This is a genomic window from Kitasatospora sp. NPDC057015 (assembly GCF_042673745.1).
Classification (GTDB): domain Bacteria; phylum Actinomycetota; class Actinomycetes; order Streptomycetales; family Streptomycetaceae; genus Kitasatospora.
In genome coordinates, this window is record NZ_JBHUSG010000087.1 from 1 (window position 1) to 17,682 (window position 17,682).

At 69.7% G+C, this 17,682-nt stretch carries 16 protein-coding genes and 1 pseudogene; 14 read left to right on the forward strand and 3 right to left on the reverse strand.

Annotation, left to right across the window (positions count from 1 at the left end; translation table 11 throughout):
• The first annotated feature begins 110 nt into the window (after positions 1–110).
• The 4 genes from ACFTWP_RS40255 (at position 111) to ACFTWP_RS40270 (ending at position 4,760) form a co-directional block, all read left to right on the forward strand.
• Positions 111–674 (forward strand): group II intron maturase-specific domain-containing protein, encoded by a 564-nt coding sequence (locus tag ACFTWP_RS40255; protein WP_380270161.1) that lies wholly within the window; start codon positions 111–113, stop codon positions 672–674.
• A 209-nt stretch (positions 675–883) separates the two neighbouring features.
• Positions 884–2,230, forward strand: coding sequence for a transposase (locus ACFTWP_RS40260; RefSeq protein ID WP_380270162.1), 1,347 nt, complete (start codon positions 884–886; stop codon positions 2,228–2,230).
• An 81-nt stretch (positions 2,231–2,311) separates the two neighbouring features.
• Positions 2,312–2,554 carry a DUF5372 family protein gene (locus tag ACFTWP_RS40265; RefSeq protein WP_380270163.1) on the forward strand — a complete coding sequence of 81 codons (243 nt, stop codon included), beginning with the start codon at positions 2,312–2,314 and terminating at the stop codon, positions 2,552–2,554.
• A gap of 157 nt (positions 2,555–2,711) precedes the next feature.
• Positions 2,712–4,760 (forward strand): recombinase family protein, encoded by a 2,049-nt coding sequence (locus tag ACFTWP_RS40270; RefSeq protein ID WP_380270164.1) that lies wholly within the window; start codon positions 2,712–2,714, stop codon positions 4,758–4,760.
• 970 nt (positions 4,761–5,730) lie between these two features.
• Here the strand turns inward: ACFTWP_RS40270 and ACFTWP_RS40275 are convergent.
• Positions 5,731–5,904: pseudogene (locus ACFTWP_RS40275) on the reverse strand (IS701 family transposase); the annotation flags it as partial.
• Between ACFTWP_RS40275 and ACFTWP_RS40280 the strand changes: the two are divergent.
• Positions 5,903–6,478 carry a hypothetical protein gene (locus ACFTWP_RS40280; protein WP_380270165.1) on the forward strand — a complete coding sequence of 192 codons (576 nt, stop codon included), beginning with the start codon at positions 5,903–5,905 and terminating at the stop codon, positions 6,476–6,478. The pseudogene ACFTWP_RS40275 and the gene ACFTWP_RS40280 overlap by 2 nt on opposite strands.
• Before the next feature lie 314 nt (positions 6,479–6,792).
• Positions 6,793–7,233, forward strand: a complete 441-nt coding sequence (locus ACFTWP_RS40285) for a hypothetical protein (protein WP_380270166.1) — start codon at positions 6,793–6,795, stop codon at positions 7,231–7,233.
• A gap of 1 nt (position 7,234) precedes the next feature.
• Here the strand turns inward: ACFTWP_RS40285 and ACFTWP_RS40290 are convergent, their stop codons facing one another.
• On the reverse strand, positions 7,235–8,020 hold the full coding sequence (locus ACFTWP_RS40290; RefSeq protein ID WP_380270167.1) for a DeoR/GlpR family DNA-binding transcription regulator: 786 nt from the start codon (positions 8,018–8,020) through the stop codon (positions 7,235–7,237).
• A gap of 124 nt (positions 8,021–8,144) precedes the next feature.
• Positions 8,145–8,966: a hypothetical protein gene (locus ACFTWP_RS40295; protein ID WP_380270168.1), complete on the reverse strand. Its 822-nt coding sequence runs from the start codon at positions 8,964–8,966 to the stop codon at positions 8,145–8,147.
• Positions 8,967–9,609: 643 nt separating this feature from the next.
• Here ACFTWP_RS40295 and ACFTWP_RS40300 point away from each other — a divergent pair.
• The 8 genes from ACFTWP_RS40300 to ACFTWP_RS40335 all read left to right on the forward strand — a co-directional run bounded on the left by ACFTWP_RS40300 (position 9,610) and on the right by ACFTWP_RS40335 (position 17,286).
• Positions 9,610–10,884: an extracellular solute-binding protein gene (locus tag ACFTWP_RS40300; RefSeq protein WP_380270169.1), complete on the forward strand. Its 1,275-nt coding sequence runs from the start codon at positions 9,610–9,612 to the stop codon at positions 10,882–10,884.
• Positions 10,885–10,986: 102 nt separating this feature from the next.
• Complete coding sequence (locus tag ACFTWP_RS40305; RefSeq protein WP_380270170.1) at positions 10,987–11,916, forward strand: carbohydrate ABC transporter permease; 930 nt, start codon at positions 10,987–10,989, stop codon at positions 11,914–11,916.
• Positions 11,916–12,815 carry a carbohydrate ABC transporter permease gene (locus ACFTWP_RS40310; protein ID WP_380270171.1) on the forward strand — a complete coding sequence of 300 codons (900 nt, stop codon included), beginning with the start codon at positions 11,916–11,918 and terminating at the stop codon, positions 12,813–12,815. The genes ACFTWP_RS40305 and ACFTWP_RS40310 overlap by 1 nt, the downstream gene beginning before the upstream one ends.
• A 59-nt stretch (positions 12,816–12,874) precedes the next feature.
• Positions 12,875–13,759, forward strand: coding sequence for an SIS domain-containing protein (locus ACFTWP_RS40315; protein WP_380270172.1), 885 nt, complete (start codon positions 12,875–12,877; stop codon positions 13,757–13,759).
• Positions 13,756–14,706, forward strand: coding sequence for an ROK family protein (locus ACFTWP_RS40320; protein ID WP_380270173.1), 951 nt, complete (start codon positions 13,756–13,758; stop codon positions 14,704–14,706). Before ACFTWP_RS40315 ends, ACFTWP_RS40320 begins: the two co-directional genes overlap by 4 nt.
• Positions 14,703–15,617: a 1-phosphofructokinase family hexose kinase gene (locus ACFTWP_RS40325; RefSeq protein WP_380270174.1), complete on the forward strand. Its 915-nt coding sequence runs from the start codon at positions 14,703–14,705 to the stop codon at positions 15,615–15,617. The genes ACFTWP_RS40320 and ACFTWP_RS40325 overlap by 4 nt, the downstream gene beginning before the upstream one ends.
• Positions 15,618–15,648: 31 nt before the next feature.
• The gene (locus ACFTWP_RS40330) at positions 15,649–16,530 is read left to right on the forward strand and encodes a ketose-bisphosphate aldolase (RefSeq protein ID WP_380270175.1); all 882 of its coding nucleotides are present in this window, start codon (positions 15,649–15,651) and stop codon (positions 16,528–16,530) included.
• Between the two features lie 78 nt (positions 16,531–16,608).
• Positions 16,609–17,286, forward strand: a complete 678-nt coding sequence (locus ACFTWP_RS40335) for a histidine phosphatase family protein (RefSeq protein WP_380270176.1) — start codon at positions 16,609–16,611, stop codon at positions 17,284–17,286.
• Positions 17,287–17,682: the final 396 nt, after the last annotated feature.

The window sequence follows — 17,682 nt, forward strand, 5'->3', positions numbered from 1 at the left end:
ACTCGGATTATGCCGGTCAGCCCAGCGTTCGCAGGCCCGTCACCAGCACCTTCACCACCCCGGTCGGCATAACCCGCACATCGGCATAAGCCGACGACTGGTGCCTGGTCGTGTCGGGCACCAGTGCCCACGCGGAGGCGCTCAAGGAAGAGGCCGCCGGGGTCCTCGCCACGATGGGCCTGCGCCTGTCGCCGGAGAAGACCCTGATCACCCATATCGACGAGGGCCTCGTCTTCCTCGGCTGGCGCATCCGGCGCCACCGCAAGCGAGGAACCCAGAAGTACTACGTCTACACCTACCCGTCCCGCAAGGCCCTCGCGGCCGTGATGGACAAGGTCAGGACGCAGTGCCGAAAGACAGGCACCGACCTGCCGTTCGACACCTTGCTCATCCAGCTCAACCGGATGTTGCGGGGTTGGTGCGCCTACTTCCGGCCAGGAGTGTCCAGCGCCACCTTCCAGTACCTGACCTCCTACGTCTGGGGCCGGGTCATCTGGTGGCTACGGAGAAAGCACCCCCGGATGAACTGGAAGGACCTCCGTCGGCGCTTCTGCGGCGGGGGTTGGTGGCCGGCCAGCGAGGAACGGGAACTGTTCAGCCCGGCGAAGGTGGGCACCACGCGCTACCGCTACCGGGGATCAGTCATCCCTTCCCCATGGCCGACCACGGGATGAGAGAGAACCTCACGGATCGACAAGCGGGGCTTGTGGAGCGCCCGTTGCGCTGAGAGGCGCACGGCGGGTGCGGGAAGCGGTCCGGAGAAACGGGCCGGTCGAAAGGCCGGAACCGCGCTCCGGGCCGACTTCACGGTCTGGAGCTGACCGATCCCGGCTTCGACTTCACGGTGCTGGCCAAGTTCCGGGCCCGGTTGGTCGGGCACGGTATGGAGCGTCTGATCTTCGACCGGCTGGTGGAGCACTGCCGCCAGGAGGGGCTGATCTCGGCCGGGGGCAAGCAGCGCACCGACTCCACCCATGTCATCAGCGCCGTGCCGGACTTGAACCGGCTGGAGCTGGCCGGTGAGAGCGTGCGCGCGGCGCTGGAGGCGCTGTCCATCGCGGCGCCGGCCTGGCTCGGGCGGGCGATGCCGGTGGCGGAGCTGGAGCTGCGCTACGCGGCGCGGGTCGACTCGTGGCGGTTGCCCACCTCGAAGACGAAGCGGGACCGGCTGGCCGAGGTCTACGGCCAGGACGCCCTCGCACTGCTGCACGCGGTCCGCGCGCCCGACGCCCCGAGGTGGCTTCGGGAGATCGAGGCGGTCCAGCTGCTGCGGCGGATCTTCATGCAGACCTACTACGTGCACACCGATGCCCGGGGACGGGAGGTGGTCAGGAAGCGGGAGGCCGAGAAAGACGGCGTCCCGCCCGGCCATCTGCGGCTCGCCTCCCCCTACGACGCGGACGCCCGCTGGTCCGCCAAGGGAGACGAGCTGTTCTGGTGCGGCTACAAGGTCCACCTCACCGAGACATGCGACGACAGCACCGGCGGCGCCACGGCCGAGGCCCGGACTCCGAATCTGGTCACGGACGTGGCCACCACCGTTTCGACCGCGCCGGACGTGACCGCCACCGCCGGCATCCAGCAGCGTCTGACGGAGCGGCAGGTCAAGCCGGGCGAGCACTACCTCGACTCCGGTTATCCCTCGGCCGAGCTGGTCACCGCCGCCGCACACGAGGGCATCGCCATGATTACGCCGCTGCTGGCCGACCACTCCCGGCAGGCCCAGGCCGCCGAAGGCTTCGACAAGAGCGCCTTCCGCGTCGACTGGACAGCCCGTCAAGTCCGCTGCCCTGAGGGTCGCACCAGCACCGGCTGGTATCCCGTCCAGCAGCACGGCCACGACGCCATCGTGATCGAGTTCGCCCGCTCCGACTGCGGTTCCTGCCCGTCCCGTGACAAGTGCACCACCGCGGCGCGCGGCAACCGCATGCTCACCCTGCGGCTCCGCGAACTCCACGAGACCGTCGCCGCCGCCCGCGCCAAGCAGAAGACCGACACCTGGCAGGCCAAGTACGCCCTCCGAGCCGGGGTCGAGGGCACCATCAACCAGGCCCTGGACGTCACCGGGTTGCGCCGGGCCCGCTACCGCGGCCTGCCCAAGGTCAGCCTCCAGCACGCCTACTCCGCCACCGCGATCAACGTCATCCGCCTCGACGCCCACTGGTCCGAAGGCCCCCAACGCCCCCGGACCAGCCGACTCACACGGCTCGCCCACCAACTCGCGGCCTGATCACTGACCCGAATAGAGCAACAGAGTCGACGGAGGCGGCAAAGTGCCGCTTCCCCCAGGCAGCATTCGGGTTGGCTGGTCGTGACGCACCCGTTCCACCCGCTGTCCGGCCGCCGGGTCGAGGTCCTGTACTCGATGAAGCGCGGGACCAGGCGGATGTTCGTCGTGGACGCCGGCGCGGGGGCACGGATGACGGTGCCGCTGGAGTGGACCGACCGCGGACCGACAGCTGAGGGCGCGCGGGTGTCGCAGGAGTCACTGGTCGAGCTTCGCGCGCTCCTTGATGCTCTGGTGAGCCGTTGTCAGCGCCAGGACAGGGGGTGATCCTCGTGAATGAAAGCGCAGGTCGCGGCCCTCGCCGCGTCGGATGCTCGCCCGAGAGGAGGTGCCGTGATGGACGGGGGCTGGGACCGTGCCCAGGCCGTCGCGGTGCTCGCGAACATGGTCGAAGCGTCGCTGACGGCCGAAGGGGGTGGCGGCTGTGAACGGCGAGTCGAAGATCACGGCCTCCCACCGCTCGCGGCTGGCGATCGTCTACCTGCGCCAGTCGACGATGCTGCAGGTGCGCGAGCACGGGGAGTCCACGGCGCGTCAGTACGCCCTGGCAGAGCTGGCGGTGTCGCTGGGCTGGCCACCCGAACAGGTCCTGGTCATCGACGCGGACCTGGGCGTCTCGGGCCGGTTCGGCAGCGAACGCGGCGGCTTCCACGAGGTGGTCGCGAAGGTCTGCCTGGCCGAGGCCGGCGCGGTCTTCGGCCTGGAGGTCTCCCGCCTGGCCCGCTCGAACGCGGACATCGCCCGGCTCCTGGAACTGACCCGGCTCACCGACACCCTGGTGGTCGATCTCGACGGCGTCTACGACCTGGCGGACTTCAACGACCGGCTGCTGCTCGGCCTCAAGGGCAGCATGTCCGAGGCCGAGCTCCACCTGCTCACCGGCCGGCTCCAGGGCGCCAAGCAGGCCGCCGCCGCCCGCGGCGACCTGCACGTTCCACTGCCGGTCGGCCTGGTCTACGACGAGGACGGCACCATCGTCCCCGACCCGGACGAGGAGGTCCGTGCCGCGGTGGCCGACGTGTTCGCCGAGTTCGCGCGCACCGGCTCCGCCTACGTCGCCGTCGCCGCCTTCGCCGACCGCAAGTTCCCGCTCCGTGCCTACGGCGGTGTGTGGGACGGCCAACTGTGCTGGGGACGCCTCACCCACGGCCGCGTGCTCGGCGTGCTGACCAACCCGGCCTACGCCGGGGCCTATGTCTACGGCCGTCACCGCACCCGCCGCACCGTACGCCCGGACGGCAGCGTCCGCACCAGCTACCCGCTCCAGCCCCGCGAGCAGTGGCAGGTCCTGATCACCGACCACCACAAGGGCTACATCACCTGGCAGCAGTTCCTCGACAACGAGGCCAAACTCGCCGCCAACTGCACCCGAAGCGGCGCCCGCCCACCACGCGAGGGCGAGCCGCTGTGCCAGGGCGTCATCACCTGCGGCTCCTGCGGCGGCCGGTTCGGCACCCGCTACCAGGGCCGCAAAGGCCGCGCCTACTACGAGTGCATGAGCCACCGCGACTCCGCCAGAACGCGCACCTGCCGCTCCATCTCCGCCACCGTCGTCGACCAGGCTGTCGGCCGGCTCCTTCTGACCGCACTGACCAGCGAGCAGATCACGCTCGCCCTGGACGCCGCCGACCAGGTTGCTCAACGGCACACCCGCGCCCACCGCGCCGCCGAACTCGCCGTCGAGCGCGCCCGCTACGAAGCCGACCGCGCCGAGCGCGCCTTCACCCAGGTCGAACCGGAGAACCGCCTGGTCGCCCGCACCCTGGAGACCCGTTGGGAGGCAAAGCTCGCCGCGCTCACCGCGGCTGAGGCCGCCCTGGCCACCGCCCAGCAGTCCCGCCCACCCCTGCCCGGACGCGCCGAACTCGAAGCCCTCGCCACCGACCTGCCCCGACTCTGGGACGACCCCGCCACCAGCCCGAAGGACCGCAAGCGACTGCTGCGGACCCTCGTCAGCGACGTCACGGTGCTGCCCGACGGCCCCGCCGGCGAGGTACGCATCGGCGTGCGCTGGCACACCGGTGCCACTGACCTGATCACGACCGCCCGACGAGGCCCCGACCGCACCCCGACCGACGCCCTCGACCTCGCACGCCGACTCGGCCCCCTGCAGAGCGACCAGGAACTCGCCGACAACCTTAACGCCCGCGGCCACCGCACCGGCAAGAACCGGCCCTACGACGTCAAGGCCGTCCGCTGGCTCCGCCACGCCTACAAGATCCCCACCCCGCGAACCCAGTGCCTGCGCACCGGCGAGCTCACCGTCAAGCAGGTCGCCGCACACCTCGGCGTCAGCGCTGATGCCGTCTACTACTGGCTCGCCAACAGCCTCACCCCCGCACGCAAGGACGCCAGCGGACGCTGGTGCATCCCCTGGAACCCCCACACCGAGGCCGCCTACCGCCAGCAGGTCGCCGCCTCGGTCCACCTCAAGCCAGCAACCCCACCGCTCACAGCAGGAGGCGCAGTATGAAACCACCATCGGGATGCCCAACCGGCGGCGCTTGGCCGTTCCCGGCTTGGGGATCATCCTTTCCTGCACGGGCAGAGGCACGAAGGAGCGTCCCCGCAGATCGCAGCGCACTTCGTCGAGGAAGACCTCGACCCCGCGCCCGGCCTCCACGGAGCGGGCGGTCTGTCCGTCCACCCCGGCCGAGCGTGCGCCCCGATTGCCCCGCACCCGAACCCACGCGACGAGCAGGAACGCGGGATCGGCAACGAGATTGAACAGGTCATCGAACCGGCGATCACGATCACCGTTCGCCCAACAGTGCAGTTTGGTCTGCATCTCCAGTACCCGGCGCTCGGCCCTGATCAGGGCGATGTCCAGCGCGTCGGTATTCACCAACGACCTCCCGGCATTGCAATCTCCTCCCTGCCGACTTGCTGGCCCCCTTCGCCATGTACGGAGCTTTCCTCCGCTCGGACTACTACGGGGCCTCCGCCCCACCTGCGGCCCTCAGCCGGCAACGGGCCTGTCCCAACCGATCCGGACTGGTTGTCCGGCCGGTGGGACGACCGCAGGCGGTTCCCACGTTCACCATGTGCCGATCGGCCAGGTCGGCGTCCCGCTACTACCCCGGCAGCATCGCCACGTCTACGCCGCAGACCTTCAACGTGGCCTCCTCGCCGGCAGTTGGAGACCGGCTTCGGAGTTGACCACCCCAGCAGAGCAAGTGGCCACGCACTGCACCCCGGCCCACATCCTCCAGGTTGGAGCCGGTGACAAGACTTACGGGGCTTTACACGGGTTCCTCTTCGTACGCCTTCTGGCCTCGCTTGCCGGACCCGGCTCGTCTGGAAGTGCCGCACCGTCCCGGCGTTGTCAGGGCTGCTTGCCATCCTCCCCGGCGTTCCCCGGACCAGACTGCCCTCAGCTTCTACCCGGCCGCTGCGACGGCCCGGCGGTAGAGGTCTCGCACCTCCACTCGGTCACATGGCGCCTCGTGGCGCACCCACCCGTTCTTGCGCTCCAACGGAGCAAGCAGGCCCCGCATGTAGGCCAACGCCGACTCCCGCGACTCGCTCCGCGCGAACCAGTGGGCAAACCGCTCATGCACCCCGGCAAGCCCGTCCGACCAGCGCCGAGCATCGACCTCGGATATGTCCCCACCCATGAACAGCCCAACGAGCGAACCCGACAACCGTCACGGTAAGCACCGTTGCAGTACTAAGCAGGCCTTCGCCTTCAGGGAGCCGTCCGGTCCTCCCACGGTCGCCAAGAACGCGGACGGCCGACTCGACGTCTTCTACCGTACGAAGGCCGTTCCCGCGATGGGGTCCGTCCCGGCAGCCGATGCGGGGAGCGTGGAGCACACCTGGCAGAAGGTGGACGGTTCATGGTCCACAACAACACAGCGGCTGGCCGGCGACGGTGGAATCGGCCCGGTCGCCGCGGTGAGTGCTCCGAACCAGGACACCGTGCCCACCGGGGACGACCGCATCACGCTGTTTGAGCACAATGCCAGCGGCGGCGTCAGCACGCAGAAGCAGTCGGCCCCCAACGGGGGCTACGGGGCGTGGTCCGACAGATACGGCTTCCTCGTCGGCGAGCCGGCAGCGGCCACCGACCGAACCGGGCGCGTTCTCGTGTTCGCGGTCGGGGACGACGGAAGGCTCCAGATCATGAAGCAGCAGACGCCGGGTGCCAGCCAGATGTTCAGTGCCTGGGCCCCGGTGGTGGAGGGCTGAGCCGTGTCTGCGGTCGAGGCGCGTTCGCCGCCCCGACCGCAGACACAGGGGAAGGGGATTACGCCCTTCGTTTCGTCCTGTCAAGGGCGCGTAGCGGATTGTTGCGAGCCGTCACTGTCGGCCGGTCGGGACACGGCGCGCGCGGCACCGGTGGGCGCGGCAGAGCGGTGGCAAGACGCATCGGATGCAACGATATGCTCACTCATGCAGGATAAAGCTGGAAAAACAGCCTAATCGAGCATAATGTGTCGCCTGAGACGCTGACGCGTCCAGATCTCTCCGACGGCAGTGCGCCGTGATGCAGGGAGGCAGGCATGCTTGCGCTGGGAGGATACGAGTACAGGGAGCCGATGCGCGCGCTCGGCTCGCCCCGTACGCCGGACGGCCCCGGCCGGGCTGCGATTCTTGCCGTAGGCGTCGACCACGACGTACTGCGCACGACCCGGGCGCGCGGTGAGGAGATGCTGCGCCGACTCGGGCCGGGCAACGGCAGCGTCATCGAGGATCGGGTGACCGGGATGTTCTACTGGCTCCTGCGCGTCGGCTCCGGCTCGGAGCTACCTGCGGAGCTCCTCGGCTGCGACGTCCAACTGCTCGCGTCCACCTGGTACATCAGTGTCCCGAGCGCTGCTGGTGACGGGCGTAGGCGCTGGCGGGGCAGCGGCGCCGAGGTGCTCCCTGCGGTGGTTCTGGGCCTGGCACTTACGGGCGGTCCGCCCGCGGTGCCCGCGCCCGGTCGTCGGTTGATGCCGTGATTCAGACCTGGATGACCTCGATGCCCTGGCCGGTGAACTGCTGGATCACGTCGGGGTCGGCGTCCTTGTCGGTGACCAGGACGGATCCGGTGGCCATCTGGCAGACCTGGGCGAAGGCTCGTCGTCCGAGCTTGCTGGAGTCCGCGACGATGACGATTCTGTCGGCGCGCTCGGCGATGGCGCGGTTGACGCTCGCCTCGCCCTCGTCGTGGGTGGCGGCGCCGAAGTGGGCATCGACGGCGTTGACGCCGAGGATGGCCACGTCCAGGGCGAGGGACTGAAGGACGTGGGTTGCCAACGGGCCCGTGAGTTCATAGGAGTTGGGACGAGCGACGCCGCCGGTGACGACCACCTTGATCTGCGGGCGCACGGCGAGTTCGTTGGCGATGTTGATGGCGTTGGTGACAACGGTGAGGGATTCGCCGGGACCGATGTCGGTGAGGTCGGCCCGGGTCGCCAGTGCACGGGCGACCTCCGAGGTGGTGGTGCCGCCGTTGAGGCCGACGATGCCTCCCACGGGTACGAGGGCGGCGGCCGCCTCGGCGATGCGCTGCTTCTCGTTGGCCCGGCGCGCGGTCTTGTAGCGCAGCGGGAGGTCGTAGGAGACCGAGCTCAGTACGGCCCCGCCGCGGGTCCGGGTCAGCATCTGCTGGCGGGCCAGCTCGTCCATGTCACGCCGGACCGTCGCCGTGGAGACGCCCAGCTTCTCGGAGGCCTCCGCCACGGAGAGGTGGCCCGCTTCTCCGAGTGCTTCCAGCAGGTGAGTCCACCGCTCGTGCGCGCCCATGAACCGTCCATCCTGTATGCGAACCGGGCGTGGACCTCGATCCGACGCCCGACGTGTAGTGCTTGATCCTGTCTGTCTCCCACCCTATTGGCTTGGGGGGATATGGCCTAGACCAGGGCCTGTGTCATCCGGGAGCCGTCCGTGCATGTCCGGTGGACCCGATGCCGGGCTGCGCGCTTCTGGCCACGAGCGCGGCGCCCAGGCAGGCGGCTCGTGAGCGGAGTGGGGCGGCGATCACGGGGGCCGGTGCCCCACCTCCGATGCGTGTGCGCGACTCCCGCAGTGACGCGGCTACTTGGCGGACGTACTCCTTGTCGCCCTCGACCACGATCCGCCCCGGCTGCTGGCGTGTGATCGCCGTGTGCGGGATCGCTGTCGGGGCACTCTCGCCGCCGGGGCGTGCGGACGGCAGCCGGTAGGTGAGGTGGCACGCGTACCGGGGGCTTCTCGTGGTGCGCGAGTCGATCAGGGTCGTGACCGCGGACGCGTGGCCGGTTGCCGCGCGGGGGAGGGGCCGCGCGCTCGTCACGAGCAGGGCGTCCCCGCCGGCGCCGAGGTAGACGAAGCGCTCGCAGCCGAAGCCCGCACCGAAGTGGGCCTCCGCGAGGGCTGCGCTCTCCAGCCTCTGCACCACGGTGACGGGAAGGTCGAGGTGTTCGCTCATCCACACCTCGACGAGGGCCTCGGACCAGCCAGGGGCCGCCGGGGCACCCTGCCCTCCGGTGGTGCCCGGGAGCCGCCGGGGCAGGGCCAGTCCGGCTCGGGTCACCGTCAGTCCGGCTCGGGCCGCCTGGCCGGCGAGGAAGTCCGCGCAGTTGAGCACCGTGTCGATGACGTCGTCGCGCGAGCGGTCGGAGCGGGTGTGCCACTGCTCGACGGTGCCGGAACCGGTGGCCGGCAGCAGGGCGCCCGTGATCCGCTCCGCGCAGACATCGAGAGCGATCACCGCACTGCGCGCGGGAGCTGCTGGCGGGGCGACGCCGGGGTACCGCCGGGCGGGGGAGCAGGCGAAGGCGAGATGCCCAGTGCGGCTCGGAGGGGCCGAGCCGTTCAGCGAGCCCAGTAGCAGTCTTCCGGTGGCACGCCGGTGTGGAAGGTGTGTATGGCCTGCGGGTTCCTGCAAGGTGCCAGCGGTGGCGCCTTGGTTCTGATGAGCCGTCACAACGGCCTCCTGTGCGAGCCGGATTCGATCGTCGGCCGTGCAGTGCGGGCGACCGGACCACCCGGTGACCCGCACCGCACTGTTGCTCTTTGCGTCACCTATCGCTTCTTCTTGTGACGTATTATGCTTCATTGAGGCAGTTGACTTGCAGAAGTAAGCAAAAAGAGCAAGGAATCGGGCTTTATGTCTGATTTGTCGGCCTAGCGCGGCAACGATTCGATAACCGAGCTAGAGATCGCCGCCAGAACCCGTTAAGACTTGCGCTCACCGCGGGACGACGCCCCACAACGGCAAGTCGGCCGGAGCGCATGACTCTGCTCTCCGATGGGCCGCACCCCGGATCCACCCTCACTTCCGACGAAGCCGTCGTCCCCACCCATCCCCCCGGACCGCGCAATGCACGGTCCGCGCACAAAGGCGAAATGTCATGAAGCGACGTCTGCTGTGCCTCTCGGCCATCGGTGTCACCGGCGCCCTCGCGCTCTCGGCGTGCTCCTCCAGCACCTCGGACTCCCCTGCCGCTGGCTCCTCGAAGACCACGATCAAGCTGGTGGCGGCCGACTACGGCGACAAGGAGTCCAACAGTTCCAAGGCCTACTGGGATGGCGTCGCCTCCGCGTTCACCGCGGCCAACCCGAACATCACGGTCGACGTCCAGGTGGTGAACTGGAACGACATCGACAAGCAGGTCAAGACGATGATCCAGTCCGGCAACGTCCCGGACGTGCTGCAGACCGGCGGGTACGCGGACAAGGTCGCGGACGACCTGCTGTACAAGGCCACTGACGTGCTGTCGCCGGCGACGCAGGCGAACTTCATCGAGACGTTCTCCAAGGCCGGTCAGGTCAAGGACACCCAGTACGGCATTCCGTTCGTGTCCTCCGCGCGGGCGTTCTTCTACAACAAGGCGATCTTCGCGCAGGCCGGTATCGCCGAGGCCCCCAAGACGTGGGACGAGGTCAAGAAGGACGCCGAGCTGATCAAGGCGAAGGTCCCGGGCGTCACCCCCTACGCGCTGCCGCTCGGCCCGGAGGAGGCCCAGGGCGAGAGCCTGATGTGGGAGCTGGGCAACGGCGGCGGCGTGACCGACGCCTCCGGCAAGTACACCCTCAACTCCGCGGCGAACGTGGAGACGTTCAGCTGGCTGAAGGCGAACCTGGTCGACGGCGGGCTGACCTACCCGAACCCGGCCACCACCGACCGCAAGACCGCCTTCGCGGACTTCGCGGCCAGCAAGACCGCGATGCTGAACGGGCACCCGTCGCTGATCCAGATGTCCAAGGACGGCAAGGTCGACTACGCGGTCTCCGCCATCCCCGGCAAGTCCGGCCCGCTGGCCTCGACCCTCGGCGTGGCCGACTGGGTGATGGCGTTCAAGAAGAACGGCCACCAGCAGCAGGTGAAGGCGTTTCTCGACTTCGCCTTCAACAAGGAGAACACGCTCAAGTTCGACGAGCTGTACAACCTGATGCCGGTCACCAAGGACACCCTCGCCGACATGACGAGCAGCGGCAAGCACGCCGACCTGGCGCCGTTCTTCGCGCTGCTCCCGCAGGCGAAGTTCTACCCGCTGGGTGACACCAGCTGGGACGCGGTCTCCGCCGAGATCAAGAAGAGCGGCGGCACCGCGGTCTCCGGCGACGCCGCCAAGGTCCTCGGCGACCTGCAGAAGAAGGCCGAAGCCGCGGCCGCCGACAAGTAGCAGCCCGCGGCCGAGCGCCGCACCGAGCCCGAGCCCGGGCGCCACCCTCCCTGACCCGGTCGGCGCCCGGCTCGACCCGCACCCCTCGAAGGGCACCATCCAGTGTCACCACAGACTCCACCCAAGGGCACAGAGAGCCCCCACCACGCTCGGCCCGGCACGAAGGCCCGTCGTCGTGGCGTCGGCCCGCTGCCGTGGATCGGCCCGGCCATCGCCCTGATCCTGCTCGTCGTCCTGTGGCCCGTCGTCGAGATGGTCCGCACCTCGTTCCTGCGGATCAGCACCAGCGGCTTCGTCCGCGGAAGCGCCGGCCTCGACAAGTACCGCAAGCTCTTCGACGAACCCGGTTTCCTCCCGGTCCTCCTCTGGACCGCGCTGTGGACCGTCGCAGTCGTCGCCTCCACCATCGTCGTCTCGCTCGCCCTGGCCCAGCTGTTCAACCAGAACTTCCCCGGCCGCCGCCTCACCCGCTGGGCACTCATCGCCCCCTGGGCCGCATCCGTCCTGATGACCTCCATCGGCTTCAAATGGATGCTCAACCAGACCGCCGGCGTCCTCAACACCGCCATGACCGACCTCGGCATCGTCGACGGACCCCAGGACTGGCTCGGCGACGCCGCCAGCGCCAAGCCCTGGATGGCCCTGGTCGCCGTCTTCGTCTCCCTCCCCTTCACCACCTACACCCTCCTCGCCGGCCTCCAGACCGTCCCCGGCGAGGTCTACGAAGCAGCCAAGGTCGACGGCACCAGCACCTGGCAGACCTACCGCCTCATCACCCTGCCCATGCTGCGCCCGGCCCTGCTCGTCGCGCTGGTGATCAACCTGATCAACGTCTTCAACTCCTTCCCCATCATCTGGGGCATGACCCAGGGCGGCCCGGACAGCGACACCGCGACCACCACCGTCTTCGCCTTCCAGCTGATGAACACCGACATCGGCGAATCCGCCGCCATGTCCGTCGTCAACTTCGGCCTGATCGTGGTCATGGTGCTGGCCTTCCTCAAGGTCAGCCGCTGGAACGAGGAGAACTGATGACCACTCACGCCCCAACGTCCCAGCGCCGCATAACCACTCCTGCCCCTGCGTCCCCACGCCGCACGGGCAGGAGAAAGCCGGCGATCAGCCGCCGCACGGCCCTGCTCGCAGTCACGGCCTGGTTCCTTGCGCTGCTGTTCCTGCTGCCGTACGCCGAAATGATCATCACCGCGCTCCGCCCCGCCGACGAACTGCGCGACGCCACCTACCTGCCCAGCCACTTCGCCTGGTCCAACCTCATCGACGTCTGGCGAGAGTCGACCTTGGGCACCAACTTGCGCGTCACTCTGCTCGTCGCCGCCGGCTCCACCCTGCTCGTCCTGATCGTCGCCCTACCCGCCGCGTACTACACGGCACGCGTCCGCTACCACGGCCGCAACGTCTTCCTGCTGCTCGTCCTGGTCACCCAGATGTTCCAGCCCACCTCGCTGATCGTGGGCCTGTACCGCGAGTTCTACCAGTTCGGGATGCTCAACACCGCCTGGACCCTGATCATCTGCAACGCGGCCTTCAACCTCGCGTTCGCGATCTGGATCCTCACCGCCTACATCTCCTCCATCCCCGTCGAACTGGAGGAAGCCGCCCAGATCGACGGCCTCGGACGCTTCGGCGCCCTGCGTCGCGTCACGTTGCCCCTGGCCATGCCCGGCCTGGTGACCGCCCTCATCTTCACGTTCATCTCCGCCTGGAACGAATTCGTGATGGGCCTGCGCCTCACCACCACCCCCGACAGCCAGCCGCTCACTGTCGGTATCAACAGCTTCATCGGCAACTACACCGTCCAGTGGAACTACCTCTTCGCCGGATCCGTCGTCGCCATCCTCCCCGTCGTCGTCCTCTTCGGGCTCATCGAAGGAAAGGTCGTCTCCGGCCTCACCGCCGGATCCGTCAAGTAACACCCACGCCTTCCCACCCGCCGCGCGGCGACAGCCTCACCCACCATCCTGGAGAACCCGTGTTCCACGTGGAAGCCGAGACCGCCAGCCAGCCCGAGAGCTGGGCACGCGCCGCCGCCATGGCCCCCGGCCACACGGGCAACCTGCCCGCGCCCGGCGAGCGCGTCGCCGTGATCGGCTGCGGCACCTCCCTCTACATGGCCCAGGCCTACGCCGGCCTGCGAGAAGGAAGCGGCCGGGGCGAGACGGACGCCTACGCGGCCTCCGAATTCCCCACCCACCGCGCCTACGACACGGTCATCGCGCTCACCCGGTCCGGGACGACCACCGAAGTCCTCGACCTGCTCGGCGTCCTCCGCGGCACGACCCGCACCATCGCCATCACCGCGGACCCCCGCACACCGATCATCACCGTCGCCGACTGCACCATCGTGCTGGAGTTCGCCGACGAGCAGTCCGTCGTCCAGACCCGCTTCGCCACCACCGCCCTGACCCTCCTGCGTGCCAACCTCGGCCTGCACACGCCCCAGGTCGAGGCCGACGCCCGCGCCGCCCTGGCCGACCCGCTGCCCGAGGAACTCCTGACCGCCACCCAGTTCACCTTCCTCGGCGCCAACTGGACCACCGGCCTCGCCAATGAGGCAGCCCTGAAGATGCGCGAAGCCGCCCGCGCCTGGACCGAGTCCTACCCCGCCATGGAGTACCGCCACGGCCCCATCAGCATCTCCGCCCCCGGCACCGTCACCTGGATGCTCGGCACCGCCTCCCAGGGGCTGGCCGAACAGGTCCGGTCCACCGGCGCCCTGTGGATCGAGGGAAGCCTCGACCCGCTCGCCGAACTCGTCCGCGTCCACCGCCTGACCGCCGCCCTCGCCAAGGCCCGCGGCATCAACCCGGACCAACCCCGCAACCTCACCCGCTCCGTCGTCCTCGAAGACGCATGAGCCCCGCCGTCCCCCGCGCCATCGCGATCGATGTCGGTGGTACCGGCATCAAGGCCGCGCTCATCGACGCCCACGCAGGCGTCCACCACCAGCTCTGGCGTCCCACCGCACGTGAGCGCGGCCCCGAAGCGGTCATCCGGACCATCACCGACCTCGCCACCGAACTGGCCGAAGCCGCCCGCCGCGCCGGAGCACCCGCCCACGCCATCGGCCTCGCGCTCCCCGGAATCGTCGACGAAGCCGCCGGTACCGTCCTGTACTCGGCCACCATCGGCTGGCGCGACATCCCCTTCGGCGACCTCATCGCCAAGGCCACCGGCCTGCCCGTCGCCATCACCCACGACGTCAGAGCAGGCGGCATCGCCGAAGCCCGCCTCGGCGCCGGCCGCGGGCACCGCAGATTCCTCTTCGTCCCCATCGGCACCAGCATCGCCGCCGCCATCATGACCGACGCCACCCCCGAACCCGGCGCCCACCACCGTGCCGGCGAGATAGGCCACCTCACCATCCGCCCCGGCGGCGACCAGTGCGCCTGCGGAGCCCGCGGCTGCGCCGAGACCTACGCCTCGGCCACCGCCATCTCCCGCCGCTACGCCATGACCACCGGGCACTCCGCCGACGCCGCCGAAGTCGCCGCCCGCTCCGCCGCCGGCGAAGAAGCCGCCCGCCGCGTCTGGGAGCAGGCCATCGACGCACTCGCCGACACGCTGCTCCAGACCATGACGATCATCGACCCCCCGCTCATCGTGCTGGGCGGAGGAGTCGCCGAATCCGGCGAACTCCTCCTGTCGCCCCTGCGAGCCGCGATGGCGTCCAAGGCCGTCGTTGCCGCCGTTCCCGTGCTCGCCCAGGCCGAACTCGGGGACCGGGCGGGTTGCCTCGGTGCGGGCCTGGCCGCACTCGACCTCATCACCGTCCGCTCCGACAGGGGAGGAAGAGTCCGGTGATCGTCACCGTCACTGCCAACCCGGCACTCGATGTCACCTACAGCGTGAAGACCCTCACCCCGAACACCACGCACCGTGTCATCGAGACGCACGAACAGGCCGGCGGGAAGGGCGTCAACGTCTCCCGCGTACTGACCGCGCTCGGCCGCCGCACCACCGCCGTACTCCCGCTTGCCGGTGCCAACGGCATCGCCGTCCAGGATGACCTGAAGCGTGCAGGCGTCACCCACTGCGTGGTTCCGGGGGGCGGGCCCACCCGGCGCACTATCGCTGTCGCCGCCGACGACGACGTGACCATGCTCAACGAACCCGGAGCCGCACCGGACGACGGTTGGTGGCACACCCTCACCGGTGTCGTCCACGGCCTTCTGCCCGGTGCCCAGGTCTTGGTGGTCTCCGGGAGCCTTCCGGCCGGCCTTCCCCCGAGCGCCTACCGCGCACTCGTCGTCCTGGCCCACCAGCGCGGCCTGCCCGTCATCCTCGACTCCGACGGGCTCCCCCTGACAGCAGCACTGGACGCCCGGCCCACCCTCGTCAAGCCCAACGGCGCCGAACTCCTCGCCGCCACCGGGCTCACCGACCCTCTGGAGGCCGCCCGGGCCCTCAAGGACCTCGGGGCTCAGAGCGTGATCGCCTCACTCGGACCGGACGGCATCCTCGCCGTCACACCCGACGGCACCTGGCGAGCGTGCCTTCCCGCCTCCTTCACCATTCGTGGCAATCCCACCGGCGCCGGCGACGCGGCCGTCGCCTCCCTCGCCGCAGCCCTCGCCGATGCCGTTCCCTGGCCACTGGCCCTCGCCGACGCCGTCGCACTCTCCGCCGCCACCGTCGCCGCGCCCTACGCCGGCCGCTTCGACCGCGACCTCCATCAAGCCCTCCTGCCCGCGGTCCACATCGAAGCCCTCTGACCGCCGCGCACCCTCACCCTCCGGGAGCACCATGCCCCTCGCCACCACCAGCGACCTCGTTGACCGCGCGGTTTCCCGCGGCACCGCAGTCGCCGCTGTCAACGTCATCACCCTCGAACACGTCGAGGCGGTCATCAGCGGCGCCGAAGCAGCCAGCCGGCCCGTCATCCTGCAGATCAGCGAGAACGCCGTGAGGTTCCGGCTCGGCCGCCTCGCGCCCCTGGCCGCAGCGGCGGCCGCTGCGGCCCGCACAGCACGGGTCGAGGTTGCACTGCACCTTGACCACGTCAAGAACCTCGACCTGCTTCCGGCCGCCGCGGAGTGCGGCATCAGCTCGGTGATGATCGACGCGGCCCACCTGCCGTACGAGCAGAACGTGGACGTCACCCACCGCGCCGTGGACTGGGCCCATGCCCACGGCATCTGGGCCGAAGCGGAACTCGGCGAGGTGGGCGGCAAGGACGGCCAAGGGGCGCTCGATGCCCACGCACCAGGTGCGCGCACCGACCCCGCCGAGGCCGTCCAGTACATTGAGGACACCCGGATCGACGCCCTCGCCGTCGCCATCGGCAGCACTCACGCCATGACCTCCCGCACCGCGACCATCGACCGCGAACTCCTCCAGCAGCTGCACGAGAGCATCAGCATTCCGCTCGTCCTACACGGCTCGTCCGGCCTGCCGGACGCCGAACTCCTCGCCGCGGTCGCCGGAGGCATAAGCAAGGTCAACATCGGCACTGCCCTCAACATCGCCATGACCGATGCCGTCCGCCAGCGCCTCAGCGACGAACGGCAGGGCGTTGACCCCCGAAGCTACCTCAGCGACGCCCGCGCAGCCATGACCGCCGCCACCGCCCGCCTCCTCAACACGATCGCTGCCCGCGACCACACAGCGTGGAGCGTGAGTCCATGACCAGTTCACACGGCACCGCCACCACCCCGCGCCTGCCGGCCCACGCCGCTGGCCGCAACCCGGCCGCCGGAGTCACCCATGGGTGACCTCCTTCTCATCCGCCACGGCGAAACCGCATGGACCGTCGACCGGCGGCACACCAGCATCACCGATCTGCCGCTGACGGCCCACGGTGAGCAGCAGGCACGGCAGCTCACCGCGCCGCTCCAGGCTCTCGATGTCGCCCGCGTCCTGTCCAGCCCCCGCACCCGCGCGACGCACACCGCCCAGCTGGCTGGCCTGCCAGACCCGCATATCTGCGACGACCTGCGTGAATGGGACTACGGGGCATACGAGGGTCTGCGTACAGCCGACATCCTCCGGCGACGCCCCGAATGGAACCTCTGGCGCGACGGCGTACCCGCCGGCACCGACCAGCCGGGCGAGAGCCCCCAGGAGGTGGGTGCTCGCGCGGACCGCGTCCTCGCATCCCTGCGCCCGGACCTTGACTCAGCAGCGGGCATCGTCATCGTCGTCGGGCACGGGCACTTCCTGCGCGCCCTGGCCGCCCGCCGGCTCGGCCTTCCCCCGGCAGCCGGAAGCCTGTTCCGTCTGGACACCGCCACGGTCAGCCGGCTGGGCACCGAACACGGCAGGCCCGTCGTCGCCCAGTGGAACGAAAGCCGTGATCACCCAGCCCGAGACGTTCGCCAGGAGGCGGACCGGAGCGTCGGCCCGAAGCTGCCTGGCCAACGCAAAGGACTGCATTTCAAGTAACTATGATCTTCCGTCAGCTGCTGGAGTCGTCCGCCCGCCTGCCTCGGCGCGCAGCGGGCAGGCTCCGATCGCCTGACGGAACGGTGGGTGGGCCGCCGATCGGCTGACTCACCACAACGGTGGACAGGCCGCTGAGGGGCGGCCTGTCCACCGACGGACTGCCGGTGCCGCCCGCACAGCGCGCGGCGCCGCCAGTTGCGCCTTCGCTCCCGGCCGAACCGATCCTCGGTCAGGTGCCACATACTGCCAATTCGAGGGTGGCTTTGTGACCACGCGAGTCCGCGCGGCGGCTCTCCCGCCGCGTACTGCACTGGCCGGCGCCCGACTGGTCCTGCCCGGTGGCGTCGTCGACAACGGCCGGATCACCGTCGAGGGGCCGATCCTGTCGGCCTTCGG

What these genes read in the sequence shown, in the direction of transcription:
- ACFTWP_RS40260 (WP_380270162.1), top strand. Translation starts at nt 884, where the DNA reads ATGGAGCGTCTGATCTTCGACCGGCTGGTGGAGCACTGCCGCCAGGAG.
- ACFTWP_RS40280 (WP_380270165.1), top strand. Translation starts at nt 5,903, where the DNA reads ATGAACAGCCCAACGAGCGAACCCGACAACCGTCACGGTAAGCACCGT.
- ACFTWP_RS40285 (WP_380270166.1), top strand. Translation starts at nt 6,793, where the DNA reads ATGCTTGCGCTGGGAGGATACGAGTACAGGGAGCCGATGCGCGCGCTC.
- ACFTWP_RS40290 (WP_380270167.1), bottom strand. Translation starts at nt 8,020, where the DNA reads ATGGGCGCGCACGAGCGGTGGACTCACCTGCTGGAAGCACTCGGAGAA.
- ACFTWP_RS40300 (WP_380270169.1), top strand. Translation starts at nt 9,610, where the DNA reads ATGAAGCGACGTCTGCTGTGCCTCTCGGCCATCGGTGTCACCGGCGCC.
- ACFTWP_RS40310 (WP_380270171.1), top strand. Translation starts at nt 11,916, where the DNA reads ATGACCACTCACGCCCCAACGTCCCAGCGCCGCATAACCACTCCTGCC.
- ACFTWP_RS40320 (WP_380270173.1), top strand. Translation starts at nt 13,756, where the DNA reads ATGAGCCCCGCCGTCCCCCGCGCCATCGCGATCGATGTCGGTGGTACC.
- ACFTWP_RS40330 (WP_380270175.1), top strand. Translation starts at nt 15,649, where the DNA reads ATGCCCCTCGCCACCACCAGCGACCTCGTTGACCGCGCGGTTTCCCGC.
- ACFTWP_RS40335 (WP_380270176.1), top strand. Translation starts at nt 16,609, where the DNA reads ATGGGTGACCTCCTTCTCATCCGCCACGGCGAAACCGCATGGACCGTC.